The sequence below is a fragment of the Mycobacterium sp. 852002-51152_SCH6134967 genome (assembly GCF_001667105.1).
Lineage (GTDB): Bacteria > Actinomycetota > Actinomycetes > Mycobacteriales > Mycobacteriaceae > Mycobacterium > Mycobacterium neumannii_A.
In genome coordinates, this window is the sequence record NZ_LZIK01000064.1 from 14,757 (window position 1) to 28,176 (window position 13,420).

A 13,420-nucleotide genomic window follows, 5' to 3' on the forward strand; every position below is an offset into this window, starting at 1 on the left:
CGCCGGCGTCCGCGGCCTGAGACCGGCTAGGCGTCTATCCGGGCGAACTGACGCTGCTGATACTGGTCGACACAGGTTGCGCGCCGGACCTTGCCGCTCGTGGTGATGGGGATCGATCCCGGTGACACCAGAACAAGATCGGCGACGTTCAGGCCGTGTGCGTTGGATATCGCCGAGGTGACTTCGCGCTTGACCTCAGCCAGGGTCTCGGCAGCCTCCTGATCGGAGCCACGCTTCCTGGCCTCGATGATGACGACCAGCTTCTCGACCGAACGGTCCGGCACCGCGATCGCCGCGCACCGCCCCCGCGTGATCTCCTGCACCGTGGCCTCGATGTCATCAGGCGAATGATTACGCCCGTACACGATCAACAGATCCTTGATACGGCCGATGACAAACAACTCGTCATCGAACAAAAAGCCCTGATCCCCAGTCCGCAACCACGGCCCCTCCGGCGTACCCTCCGACGGAGCGACAAGCCTGCCCCTGAACGTGGCTTCGGTCTCCTCCGGCTTCTGCCAATACCCCAGCGCCACGTTGTCGCCGTGCACCCAGATCTCGCCCGTCACCCCCGCCGGGCACTCGGTCATCGTGTCGGGATCCACGATCCGAACCGTCGGCGAGTGCGGCACCCCGTAACTGACCAACGGTGTGCCGCCCCTGTTTTCGCAGCGCTCCGCCTTGCCGGCAGTCAGCTTGTCGGCGTCGAAACGCACAACCTTGGGCACCTGGTTCGGCCGGCCGGTCGCCACATACACCGTCGCTTCCGCCAACCCGTATCCGGGACGTAACACTGTCTCGGCGAGGTTGTAGGGAGCGAACCGCTTGGTGAAGCGCTCGATGGTGGCGGGATTGATGCGCTCGCTACCGCTACCTATTCCACGCAGCTGACCGAGGTCGAGTCCGGCCATGTCCTCGTCGGACGTCTTCTTCGCGGCGATTTCAAACGCGAAGTTCGGCGCCGACGAGAATGCGTGCTTGTTGCTCGCCAACAATTGCATCCACCTAGCCGGCCGTTGCAAGAACGCCACCGGGCTCATGAGCACAGCGTGGAGGCCGGCCAGGACAGGAACGAAGATTCCGACCATCAAGCCCATGTCGTGATAGAACGGCAGCCACGACACGATAGTGGTGTCGGGTGGAGGCACGTTTCCGTCGTCGGCGAACAGATCCGACATCAGCTGCCGGTAATTCACCAGAAGGTTCCTGTTCGACACCATGACGCCCGCCGGCGTACGGGTCGACCCGGACGTGTACTGCAGAAACGCGATGTCGGGACCGTCCTCGCACCCGGCATCGGATCCCGGCGGTGCATCGAGATCCAGCGAATCAACAGCGATCACCACAGGAGCCCCGCCGCTTTGCGACTGTACGGCCTGCGTGACGCTGTCCACGACTGCAGACGTCGTGAGAACTACTGCCGGCGAGGAATCGTGCAGCACCGAATCGACGCGCTCATCGGTGACGCCACCCATCGGGACGGAGAGCGGAACGGCGATGAGTCCGGCTTGCAGTGCGCCGTAGAAGGCGACGATGTAGTCAAGCCCCTGTGGCGCCGAGATCACCGCCCGATCGCCGGGCGACGCGCAGCGTTCGAGCGCATTGGCGACGTTCGTCGTTCGCCGGTACAGCTGGGACCAGGTCAGGCTTTCGGGGACACCGTTCCAGTCCCGGTCATAGTCGATGAACGTGAACGCTGTGTCGTTGGGTTGGAAACCGGCGCGCTCCCGGATCATCGCGGCGGGGGAAGCATCATTCACGCGGATTCACACCCTCCGGAGCGAAATTCGGTAGAGGTTTGCGTGTTCGAGCCGGAACTGCCTGATCGATGCCTCGAGATATCTCTCGTAGACCGACACCTTTTCCGGACCGACAATTTCTACCGCCTCCGTCCAATTGCTCCGTAGCCTCTCGAGCCATGCTGAGCAGGTCAATGCGTAGTGCTCCCGATGATTCTGCACCGATCTGATCTCGAATAGCTTCTCGGCGGCGTGTGCTATCTCTGCCAGCCTTGGCGGATCCGACTCCGGGAATATGTGCTCGGCTATGAATAGGCAATCTTCCAGCCCTTGTTGGTCCATTGCGACGTTACCCTTGCCAATTGTCTGCAGAGCCAGACCCGCGCCGGGATGAAGGATTTCATGACACTTCTCGAAGAATCGCCGATATGCATCTACTCTGTCTGATCTCTTCCGGCCGAACTTGACGAAGTGCTCCATCGCGCCTATCGAAACGGCGGCGTCATAGCGTTCCTCGGGAACGAAATCCGCCCAGTCTTGGATGAGCACTTGAAATCGGGAATCGCCCAGCCCCTCGACGTGTTTGGCCTGCGCCTCGCTCAACGTCAGTCCGGTGACTTGCTGAACGCCGTGTTCGGCGACCATTCGTTGCATGACCGAACCCCACCCGCATCCGATGTCCAGTACGCGGCTGCACCCCGTCGCCCCGGCCTCGGTCACGAGGTAATCGATCTTCCGTCTCTGCGCCTCCGCGAGATCATCACTCTCGCCATCCCACAATGCGCATGAATAAGTCATCGACTCATCGAGCCACAGCGAGTAGAACCTGTTACTCACGTCGTAGTGGTGCTGAATCGACTCGGGCGATGCACCGCGCTCGCTCAGTGTTTCCATTTCCTCCCCTTCAATCGAAAAAGCTTCCTATGCGTCTATGCGTGCGAACTGACCCTGCCGATAATGTTCGACACAGGTTGCGCGCCGGACCTTGCCGCTCGTGGTGATCGGGATCGAACCCGGCGACACCAGAACAAGATCAGCGACGCTAAGGCCATGCGACTGAGATATCGCCGAGGTGACTTCGCGCTTGACCTCAGCCAGGGTCTCGGCAGCCTCCTGATCGGAGCCACGCTTCCTGGCCTCGATGATGACCACCAGCTTCTCGACCGAACGGTCCGGCACCGCGATCGCAGCGCACCGCCCCCGCGTGATCTCCTGCACCGTGGCCTCGATGTCATCAGGCGAATGATTACGCCCGTACACGATCAACAGATCCTTGATACGGCCGATGACAAACAACTCGTCATCGAACAAAAAGCCCTGATCCCCAGTCCGCAACCACGGCCCCTCCGGCGTACCCTCCGACGGAGCGACAAGCCTGCCCCTGAACGTGGCTTCGGTCTCCTCCGGCTTCTGCCAATACCCCAGCGCCACGTTGTCGCCGTACACCCAGATCTCGCCCGTCACCCCCGCCGGGCACTCGGCCATCGTGTCGGGATCCACGATCCGAACCGTCGGCGAGTGCGGCACACCATAACCGACCAACGGTGTACCACCCCCGTTCTGACACGGCTCCGCCTTGCCGGCAGTCAGCTTGTCGGCGTCGAAACGCACAACCTTCGGTTCTTCACCGGGCCGGTCGGTCGCCACATACACCGTCGCTTCCGCCATGCCGTACGACGGTCGTAGGACCGCGGGGCGGAGATTGCAGCGGGCGAACCGAGTGGTGAAGCGCTCGAGCGTCGCCGGGTGCACCCGTTCGCTACCGGTCGCAATGACGAGCACGTCCGAAAGATCAAGGCCGGCCATGTCCTCGTCGGACGTCTTCTTCGCGGCGATTTCAAATGCAAAGTTGGGCGCGGCCGAGTATGCCTTGCTGTTGCTTGCCAGCAATTGCATCCACCTAGCCGGCCGCTGCAAGAACGCCACCGGGCTGGTGAGTACGGCGTGAAGTCCCGTCAGAACCGGCCCGCAGACGCCGAGGTATAAACCCATGTCGTGATAGAACGGCAGCCACGAGACAAGGGTGGTCTGCGGCGGGGGGACACCACCGGAGGCAGCGAAGTAGTCGGCCGACACCTGACCGAAATTGGCCAGAACGTTCCTGTGCGACATCATGACGCCGGCCGGAGTACGGGTCGACCCGGACGTGTATTGCAGGTACGCGATGTCGGGTCCGTCCTCACACGCGGCATCGGATTCCGGCGGCGCGTCGAGGTCGAGCGAATCAACCGCGACGACTTCGGGCGCACATGCTTCCGAGTGAGAGTTGACGTAATCGGCCACGGGGCCGGCGACACGAGATGACGTGAAAACGACTGTCGGCGACGCGTCCCGCAACACCGAATCAACGCGCTCGTCGCTGACGCCCCCCAGTGGAACGGAAAGCGGGACCGCAATCCGGCCCGCCTGCAAAGCGCCGTAGAACGCGACGATGTACTCGAGGCCCTGCGGTGCCAGTATCACGGCGCGGTCGCCGGTCGACCCGTGACGGACAAGCTCCCGTGCAACATTGGTCGTCCGCCGGTAAAGCTGCGACCACGTCAGCGTTTCGGCCGCGCCGTCCCAGTCCTGCTCGTAGTCGATGAACGTGAGTGCCCGGTCGTTCGGCTGCAGGCTGGCGCGCTCGCGCAGCACCGTCAAGAGGGAGGTCCCCGTCACCAGCCAGAGGTTACCGTCGCCGTCGCCAGTGCAGGCCGAAAGTGAGAGATTCGGTAGCCGACAAACCCATCACGGTAGAAAGTCCTGCGTGGACAGAACTGACGACCTGCCGTTTTGCCCCTGGAGGACGTGTAGGTGCCGCCGGAACTGGTGATGACCGCGTTTGCCGAACACCGTACTGCGGGGATGGTACAGCGACGCACTCACACCGTGCGAGCCAATCGTTCCGCGAGCAGCGCCGCGAACTTCGCCGGATCGTCGGGAATGTCACCTTCCGCGAGAAGTGCTGTGCCGTAGAGCAATTCAGCTGTTTCCGCTAACGCGGACTCGTCAGCGCTGTTCTTCTGTGCCTGCTGCAGGCCGTTGACGAGCGGATGTCGTGGGTTGAGTTCGAGGATCCGTTTGGTGACTGGCATTGTCTGTCCAGATGCCCGGTACATGCGCGCCAGCGCCGGTGTGATGCCGAAGGTGGGGGTTATCAAGCAGGCCGGCGACTCGGTCAGTCGCTTGGACAAGCGTACTTCTGCGACATGGTCACTGAGGACTTCCTTCAACCAGGCCAGTAGATCGGCGAAGTCTTTCTGCTGCTCCTCGCGCTCGGCCTCGCTCCTTTCCTCCTCCGTTTCAAGGTCGACTTCGCCCCTTGCCACCGACTGGAGCGGTTTGCCTTCGAACTCGGGCACCGATCCCACCCAGATTTCATCAACTGGATCGGTGAGCAGCAGCACCTCGTAGCCCTTGGCTCGGAAGGCCTCGAGATGTGGCGACTTCAGAAGCTGCTCGCGTGACTGTCCAGTGGCATAGAAAATCTGCTCCTGACCCTCTTTCATGCGTTCGACATACTCGGCGAGAGTGGTCGGCTCCTCGTCACTGTGAGTCGAGGCGAACGACGAGATGCGCAGGAGGGTGTCCCTGTTGTCGAAGTCGGACATCAGGCCCTCCTTGAGGGCTGAGCCGAATTGGGTCCAGAACGTGCGGTAGTCCTCCGGACGCTCGGACTGCAGATCCTGGATCGTCGACAAAACCTTCTTGGTCAGCCGACGGCGGATCGCGGTGACCTGTCGATCCTGCTGCAGGATTTCGCGAGAGACGTTGAGGGACATGTCCTGTGCATCCACGACGCCCTTGACGAATCTCAGGTAGCGGGGCATCAGTTCATCGCAGTCACCCATGATGAACACACGCCTGACATAGAGCTGTATCCCCACCTTGGCGTCTCGCGAGAACAGATCGAACGGGGCCTGCGACGGGATGAACAGAAGTGCCTGGTACTCGAAGGTGCCCTCGGCCTTCATCGCAATCACCTCGAGCGGGTCGTCCCAGGCGTGAGCGATGTGCTTGTAGAACTCCCTGTACTCCTCAGCGGAGACCTCATCCTTGGACTTGGCCCACACCGCCTTCATCGAGTTGAGCGTCTGAGTCTCGATCGTGACGGTTTCCTCACCCCCTTCCTCGGCTGGGGGAGTTCGCCGCTCGACCTGCATACGGATGGGCCAGGAGATGAAGTCGGAGTACTTCTTGACGAGTTCTTTGATCTTGAACTCGGAGGTGTAGTCGTGCAGCTGGTCCTCGACGTCTTCGGGCTTGAGGTGCAGCGTCACTGACGTGCCCTGCGGGGCGTGTTCGACTGTCTCGATGGAGTAGGTGGACTCACCGGTCGATACCCATCGGGTGGCCTGACTTTCGCCGGCCTTCCTGGTGAGCAGCTCAACCTTATCGGCCACCATGAACGTCGAGTAGAAGCCGATACCGAACTGACCGATCAGTTCCTCAGAGGCGGCGGCGTTCTTGGCCTCTCTCAACTGCTGCCGCAGTTGAGCGGTACCGGACTTCGCCAGCGTGCCAATGAGGTCGACAACCTCGTCGTGCGTCATACCGATGCCGTTGTCACGGACGGTCAGGATGCGAGCGTCGTTGTCCACATCGATCTCAATGTGCAGATCGGATGCGTCGACATCGAGGTCCTTATTGCGCAGCGTCTCCAGGCGCATCTTGTCCAGCGCGTCGGACGCATTCGAGATCAACTCTCGCAGGAAGGAGTCCTTGTTGGAGTACACCGAGTGAATCAGCAACTCAAGAAGTTGGCGCGCCTCCGCTTGGAACTCCAACTGTTCGACGTGTGCAGTCATGTGCTTCCGTTCGACAACAGACGTTTAATACCGGCAAAGATAATAGCGAGCCGGTCGATGGCCGGCAGGAAGGGCTCGACTTTGTCCACCTCCGTTCGGCATGGCGACTTGACGACCGCTAGCAACGTCCACCCGGCCGCTCGAAGGGACCGAAACCGACGTGAGCAGAACCCGGCGCTCGCTATGAAGCACGCCTAATCGTCGTTCCGATGCCAGCTTGTGCCGCTTTACGGATCGATTGTCCCGATTTCGAGACAACAGCCCCTGTGTGAACCTAGCGTTGTCGTTTGTGACCGCCTGCCGAGGCAAACCACTGCCACCGAGGAAGCACGCGACGGCGCCGCCGTCGGTGTCCCGCTGACCTCTCGAGTGCACGGTGTGGGGCCGTGCGGCGGCCGAGGCCACAGCAACCATTTCTACGCGGAGGGGAAATGACGTCATTCAAGTCTGTGGATGATTCACAGTCGGGCTCTATGGCAGCCGCGACGCCATCCACAACGGGCACCACGCCTGTCACCCCAGTTGCCGTTATCGGCATGGCATGCCGGCTTCCGGGGGGCATCGACTCTCCAGAACAGCTGTGGGAGGCCTTACTACGGGGCGAAGACCTGATCATCGAGATCCCGCCTGACCGCTGGGATGCCGAGGAGTATTACGATCCCGAGCCGGGTGTGCCCGGTCGGTCGGTGTCGAAGTGGGGCGCGTTCCTCGACGAGTACGGCGGTTTCGACGCCGACTTCTTCGGCATCAGCGAACGGGAAGCCACCGCGGTCGACCCTCAGCATCGCCTCTTGCTGGAAACTTCCTGGGAGGCAGTGGAACACGCCGGTTACAGCCCTGCGCGGTTGGCGGGTTCGCAGACTGGCGTGTACGTCGGTTTGACGCACGGCGACTACATACTGCTCGCGGCGGATGCGCATGCCCTGGAGGGGCCATACGGATTCTTGGGCAACAACTACAGCATGGCGTCGGGCCGAATCGCGTACGCCATGGACCTGCACGGTCCGGCCATAACGGTGGACACCGCGTGTTCGTCCGGCCTCGTCACTGTGCATATGGCCTGTCGCAGCCTGCACGACGGTGAATGCGACGTCGCACTCGCCGGCGGTGCCACGCTGTTGCTTGATCCACGGAAGTCGTCTGCGGGATCAGCCGGCGGCATGCTGTCCCCCACCGGGCATTGCCATGCGTTCGACGTAGAGGCGGACGGGTTCGCGTCCGGCGAGGGCGCCGTCATGGTGCTTCTGAAGCGTTTGCCCGACGCGCTGCGCGATGGTGACCGAATCTTGGCCGTCGTGCGCGGTACGGCTCTGAACAACGACGGCCGCACGGTGAACATCACCACACCGTCGCAGCCCCTGCAGGTCAAGGCCTACCAAGCCGCATTGGCGGCGGCCGGTGTGGACCCGAGCACCGTCGGCATGGTCGAGGCACACGGAACGGGAACCCCGACCGGCGATCCCATCGAATTCGGCAGCCTGTCAGAGGTTTACGGACTCGAAGGGCCGTGTGCGCTCGCAGCGTCGAAGACGAACTTCGGGCATACCCAATCTGCCTCGGGAACTTTGGGACTGGTGAAGGCGGTCCTCGCCGTTCAGCACGGAGTGGTGCCACAGAACCTGCACTTCACCCAGCTGCCCGACGAGCTCGCCCGTGTCGAGAGCAATCTCTTTGTGCCCAAGGAGAACACGCCCTGGCCGACCAACGGTGCGGCACCCCGGCGGGCTGCAGTTTCAGCCTACGGATTCTCGGGAACCAATGCCCACGCCATCGTGGAGCAGGCTCCCGGCACTTCCGCGGTCGATCCGCAACGCAACGGAAGCGTTGACGCGGCGACGAAGCAACCGCAACTGTTCACGCTGTCATCGACCTCAGCCGACGAACTGCGCCGAACCGCCGCACGGCTGGCCGACTGGGTTCAGACGCATGAGGACGTGACCCTGGCGGACCTGGGCTACACGTTGGCGCGCCGGCGTGCACACCGCCCGGTGCGCACCGGCGTCATCGCGAGCAATCGACCGGAGTTGATCGAGGCTCTGCACGAGGTAGCCGCCGGTGATACACCGTACGAGGCAGCAGTCGGACGCGATGACCGTGGTCCTGTATGGGTGTTCTCGGGCCACGGATCGCAATGGGCGGGAATGGGTGCCGACCTGCTGGCCAACGAGCCAGTGTTCGCTGCCACCATCGCCGCTGCCGAACCGCTGATCGCGCAGGAATCCGGCTTCTCGGTGACCGAGGCGATGACCGCCCCTGAGATGGTGTCCGGCGTCGACCGCGTCCAGCCCACGCTGTTCGCGATGCAGGTCGCATTCGCAGAAACCATGAAGTCCTACGGTGTGCGCCCGGGCGCGGTGATCGGACACTCCCTGGGCGAGACCGCCGCAGCGGTGGTCGCCGGTGCGCTGTCGCTCGAAGACGGCGTCCGCGTCATTTGCCGCCGCTCGCGGCTAATGGCCCGCATCGCCGGTTCCGGGGCGATGGGATCGGTGGTACTGCCGGCGCAGCAAGTGCTTTCCGAACTGACCGCCCGAGGGATCGACGACGTCGTTATCGCGGTGGTCGCCTCACCGGAGTCCACTGTGATCGGCGGGGCTCCCGAGCGCGTACGGGAACTGCTCGCTGAGTGGGAGCAGCGCGACGTGATGGCCCGCGAAGTCAAGATCGACCTGGCATCGCACACTCCCCAAGTCGAACCCATACTTGGCGACTTGTCCGAGGCACTGGGCGAGTTGTCCCCCGGCACACCGGAAGTCCCGTTCTATTCGACGAGTTTGTTCGACCCGCGCGACGTGCCGGTGTGCGATGCCCGCTACTGGGTGAACAATCTGCGGCGCACGGTGCGGTTCGCCGCGGCGGTGCAGGCCGCTATGGAGGACGGCTACCGGGTCTTCGCCGAACTGGCACCCCACCCCCTGCTCACACACCCGCTGGAGCAGAACGCCCGCAGCCTCGACGTGCCGATGGCTGCCTTGGCGAGCATGCGTCGCGAACAAGAGCTGCCGCACGGACTGCGCGGTTTCTTGGCAGACCTGCATGCCGCAGGTGCCGCGGTCGACTTCTCCGTGCTCTATCCGCATGGACGGTTGATCGATGCGCCCCTGCCGACATGGACACATCGCCAACTCCGTCTGAGCAAGGACGGTCAGGCAAGCTCCCCGACGCACGGCGCTCGCACCATTTCGGTTCATCCCTTGCTGGGTTCCCATGTGCGCTTGCAGGAGGAGCCCGAGCGCCACGTCTGGCAGGGCGAGGTTGGCACCACGGTCCATCCCTGGCTGGGCGATCACCAGATTCGCAATGTGGCTGTGCTCCCCGGAGCTGCTTACTGCGAGATGGCGCTGGCGGCCGCGCATGCCGTTCTTGGCGAGGCGTCCGAGATCCGCGACATCCGCTTCGAACAGGCACTGCTTCTCGACGAGCAGACCACCGTCGGCGCCTCGGCATCGCTGTCGTCGCCGGGCAATTTCGAGTTCTCCGTGGAGACCAGTCAAGGAGGCGAGCAGACGCGACAAGCTACCGCGATCCTTCAGGCCGCCGAGCTCGAGCAGCCTCCTGCGCACGACGCGTCTGCGCTGCTCGCGGCGCATCCGCACCGCGAAGATGGAGACGCGGTGCGCGCACGCATGGATCAGCGGGGTGTCCAGTACGGTCCGGCGTTTGCCGGTCTCGGCGCCGTACACACCGGCGAGTCCGCGACCATGCTCGCCGAGGTCGCACTTCCCCGCCAGATCCGATCGCAGCAGGGCGCTTACGGCGTGCACCCAGCGCTGCTCGATGCAAGTTTCCAATCTGTCGAGGCTCACCCCGACGTCCAGGCGTTGGGTGAAGGCATGCTCGGGCTCCCGCTCGGTATCCGTCGCCTCCGCTCGTACACCGCTGCGCGCGACGCGCACTACTGCTTGACGCGCGTGACCAGAGTCGACGTCTCCGGAGTGGAGGCCGACATCGACGTGCTCGATGAGCACGGCACCATCATGATCTCTGTCGAGGGCCTGCAGTTGGGCACCGGAGCAGACGAGAAGGGCAACAAAGCACGGATACTGGCCGACCGGCTGCTGACGATCGAGTGGCAACCGCGAACATTGCCAGAGGTTGAGTACGCCGAGGCCGGGAATTGGCTGCTGGTCAGCACAACCAACACAGACCAAGTTGCTACAAATTTGGCCGATATCCTGAAGACGCATGGTGCGCAATGCACTGCCATGTGTTGGCCGCGGAATGCGGACCACACCTCGAGCGCCGAAGAGCTCAGAAGTCAGCTGCGTGGCGGATCGTTCACGGGCGTAGTGGTTTTCACGGGCTCCGAGAACGGCGGCGCCGAGAATGAGCTTCCGCGTTTGGGTCGCGAGTATGTGGAGCATCTCGTCCGCATCACCCGCGAACTCCCGGACCTGTCTGGCGAGCCGCCGCGTCTGTACGTTGTGACCCGAGACGCCCAGGCTGTGGGGACCGGGGACCGGCCCAACCTCGAACTAGGCGGGCTTCGAGGACTCGTGCGAGTGATCGGCACAGAGCATCCGCACCTGCGAGCCACTCAGATCGACGTGGACGCCAGCATCAAGCCTGACCAGTTGGCGCAGCAATTGCTCTCTGAGATCGAAGAAGACGAAACAGCTTGGCGGAACGGTCAATGGTACGTGGCGCGTTTGTACCCCGCTCCGTTGCGCCCAGAGGACCGGAAGACCTCCGTCGTCAATCATGAGCATGACGGGATGCGGTTGAAAATCCGTACACCAGGGGACCTTGAGTCCGCTGAACTCGTTGCTTGCCAGCGGGTTTCGCCTGGGCACGGAGAAATCGAGGTCGCGGTCACCGCGTCGAGTATCAACTTCGCCGACGTGCTGGTCGCATTTGGCCGCTACCCGTCGTTCGAGGGTCGGCTTCCAGAGCCCGGAACCGACTTCGCCGGGGTGGTGACCGCCGTAGGACCCGACGTCACGACTCACAAGGTCGGCGATCACGTTGCCGGCCTCTCCCCTAACGGTTGTTGGGCGACATTCATCACCTGCGACGCCAACCTCGCGGTCACTCTGCCCACCGGGTTGACCGACGCTGACGCCGCCGCGGTGACCACGGCGACCGCAACCGCCTGGTACGGCCTGCATGATTTGGCCCGCATCAAGAGTGGAGACAAGGTGCTGATCCACTCCGCTACTGGCGGGGTCGGCCAGGCCGCAATCGCGATCGCCCGCGCGGCCGGCGCCGAGATCTTCGCCACGGCAGGCAGTGAGCAACGTCGGCAGCGGTTGCGCGACATGGGTATTGAGCATGTTTACGACTCCCGCAGCACCGAGTTCGCCGATCAGATCCGCAGCGATACCGAGGGCTATGGGGTCGACATCGTGCTCAACTCGGTCATCGGGGCCGCCCAAAGGGCAGGCGTCGAATTGCTGGCATTCGGTGGACGATTCGTGGAGATCGGCAAACGTGACATCTACGGTGACACCAAGCTGGGGTTGTTCCCGTTCCGACGCAACCTGACGTTCCATGCCCTCGACCTGGCGCTCCTGTCGTTCAGCCATCCTGACCGGCTGCGGGACCTGTTGAACACGGTGTACAAGCTCACCGTCGACGGCGTGCTTCCGATCCCGGAGAGCACCCACTATCCGTTGGCCGACGCCGCCACCGCAATTCGGGTGATGAGCGCCGCGCAGCACACCGGCAAGCTCATCCTCGACATTCCGCGGGCGGGAAGCAGCAACGTGGTGTTGCCGCCGGAGCAGGCTCGGGCCTTCCGCGATGACGGCTCCTACATCATCACCGGCGGTCTGGGCGGTCTTGGGTTGTTCCTGGCCGAGAAGATGGCCGCCGGCGGCTGCGGGCGCATCGTGCTCACCTCGCGTTCGCAACCCAACCGGAAGACACTGGAAACCATCGAGCTCATCCGTTCGATCGGTGCCGACGTCGTGGTGGAGTGCGGGGATATCACCCGGCCCGAAACGGCAGAACGCGTAGTCGCAACAGCTATTTCGACCGGGCTGCCGGTGCGCGGGGTGCTGCATGCCGCCGCCGTCATCGAGGACGCCACGCTGACGAACATCACCGAGGAGCTCATCGAACGGGACTGGGCGCCAAAGGTATACGGCGCGTGGAATCTGCACGCGGCGACCGCGGATCAACCGTTGGACTGGTTCTGCTCGTTCTCGTCGGCAGCCGCGCTGGTGGGCTCGCCGGGCCAGGGCGCGTACGCCGCGGCCAACAGCTGGCTCGATGCGTTCACCCATTGGCGACATGTACAAGGTCTTCCGGCCACGGCGATTGCATGGGGCGCCTGGGGAGAAATCGGTGCGGCCACCGCACTGGCGGAGGGCACGGGCGTTGCCATCACACCCGACGAAGGGGCGTACGCGTTCGAGGCGATGCTGCGTCACGACCGCGCCTACACCGGCTACGCGCCCATCATGGGGACCCCGTGGTTGACCGCGTTCGCGCAGCACAGCCCGTTCGCCGAGGCGTTCCGCAACACCGGACAAGGCACCGCGGGCTCAAGCAAGTTCCGTGCAGAACTCGACGAGCTCCCCGTTGAGGAGTGGCCCGCCCTGCTGCGGCGCTTGATCTCCGATCAGGTCAGCTTGATCCTGCGGCGCAACGTCGACCCAGACCGTCCGCTTGCCGAGTACGGCATGGACTCGCTGGGGGCCCTCGAACTGCGCACGCGGATCGAGACCGAAACGGGGCTTCGCATCACGTCGACGAATATGACGACGACCATTCGCGATTTGGCGACCATGCTGTCCGAGAAGCTGACGCCCGCGGAACCCAAAGAGGTCAAAGTGTCGGCCTAGTCCGACTTACCGTTGCGGCCTAGGTGACATCACACCTAGGCGATGTCGGCTCCCGTGTGGGCCAAGGCCGATTGAAGAGTTGCGCTCGGGAAAGACATTCGATTCG

The 13,420-nt window shown here is 63.3% G+C and carries 5 protein-coding genes; 1 reads left to right on the plus strand and 4 read right to left on the minus strand.

The genetic code is table 11. The annotated features are described in order from the left end of the window. Positions 1–26: 26 nt before the first annotated feature. The 4 genes from A5790_RS20455 to htpG form a co-directional block, all read right to left on the minus strand. On the minus strand, positions 27–1,760 hold the full coding sequence (locus A5790_RS20455; protein ID WP_066848470.1) for an AMP-binding protein: 1,734 nt from the start codon (positions 1,758–1,760) through the stop codon (positions 27–29). A gap of 6 nt (positions 1,761–1,766) precedes the next feature. Continuing rightward, complete coding sequence (locus A5790_RS20460) at positions 1,767–2,633, minus strand: cyclopropane-fatty-acyl-phospholipid synthase family protein (protein ID WP_066848473.1); 867 nt, start codon at positions 2,631–2,633, stop codon at positions 1,767–1,769. A 27-nt stretch (positions 2,634–2,660) separates the two neighbouring features. Continuing rightward, entirely contained in the window at positions 2,661–4,397 is a 1,737-nt protein-coding gene (locus A5790_RS20465) for an AMP-binding protein (RefSeq protein WP_066848476.1), read from the minus strand. A gap of 203 nt (positions 4,398–4,600) precedes the next feature. Next, positions 4,601–6,526 carry a molecular chaperone HtpG gene (htpG, locus tag A5790_RS20470; RefSeq protein ID WP_066848479.1) on the minus strand — a complete coding sequence of 642 codons (1,926 nt, stop codon included), beginning with the start codon at positions 6,524–6,526 and terminating at the stop codon, positions 4,601–4,603. Between the two features lie 473 nt (positions 6,527–6,999). On the opposite strand from htpG, the gene pks2 reads away from it, so the two are divergent. After that, entirely contained in the window at positions 7,000–13,314 is a 6,315-nt protein-coding gene (pks2, locus tag A5790_RS20475; protein WP_231987854.1) for a type I polyketide synthase, read from the plus strand. The last annotated feature ends 106 nt before the right edge of the window (positions 13,315–13,420 follow it).

What these genes read in the sequence shown, in the direction of transcription:
- htpG (WP_066848479.1), bottom strand. Translation starts at nt 6,526, where the DNA reads ATGACTGCACACGTCGAACAGTTGGAGTTCCAAGCGGAGGCGCGCCAA.
- A5790_RS20460 (WP_066848473.1), bottom strand. Translation starts at nt 2,633, where the DNA reads ATGGAAACACTGAGCGAGCGCGGTGCATCGCCCGAGTCGATTCAGCAC.
- pks2 (WP_231987854.1), top strand. Translation starts at nt 7,000, where the DNA reads ATGGCAGCCGCGACGCCATCCACAACGGGCACCACGCCTGTCACCCCA.